The sequence below is a fragment of the Salinimicrobium oceani genome (assembly GCF_012037645.1).
Genome location: NZ_JAAVJR010000390.1, coordinates 1 through 519, shown reverse-complemented (window position 1 = coordinate 519; position 519 = coordinate 1). Strand labels below are relative to the sequence as shown.

The following is a 519-nucleotide window of genomic DNA, read 5'->3' as shown; positions in this document are numbered from 1 at the left end:
AAGGTTGTTCCTCACCAGAACCAACATCGGAAGTTCCAAAGTTGATCGCAATTCCATTTTCGGGTGGAGGATCGAGATAAGTAAAGCCAAAAAACAACAACAGCAAAATGAGCAACACGTGTAAAACTACCGTAATAGCCATTGATTTGCGTTCATGTTCTGTTTCCAGGTATCTCACTCTCTTATCTTCTTGAAATTTTTATTCAGCAAACTTGGTTCCACAATAGCTGTTTGTGCTGAAAAAAGGGAAAATTTACTCAGGTTTTACCGCAAGCACGATCTTATATCGATTCCTGTTGGCTATATCCATCACATTTACTGCCTTTTCTATAGGCACTCCTTCTTCTGCCCTAAGAATGATCGTGGGATCTTCAACACCCGCCAAAGTCTCTTTAAGTCTTGCTTCCAGGGAACTGCTGCTCACTCTTTCCTTATCGATATAGATCTGCAGGTCTTTGGTTATACTTACAGCCACGTTTTGCTTATTGGTAGTTTTTCCCTTTGCCTTTGGAAGGATAA

General features: G+C 40.7%; 1 protein-coding gene and 1 pseudogene. Both read right to left on the bottom strand.

Translation table 11 applies throughout. The features are described from left to right. A pseudogene (locus HC175_RS24345) lies at positions 1–178 on the bottom strand (energy transducer TonB); the annotation flags it as partial. Between the two features lie 75 nt (positions 179–253). Continuing rightward, positions 254–519 (bottom strand): ExbD/TolR family protein (locus HC175_RS17330; RefSeq protein WP_168139555.1); only part of this gene is annotated, 266 nt, incomplete at its 5' end.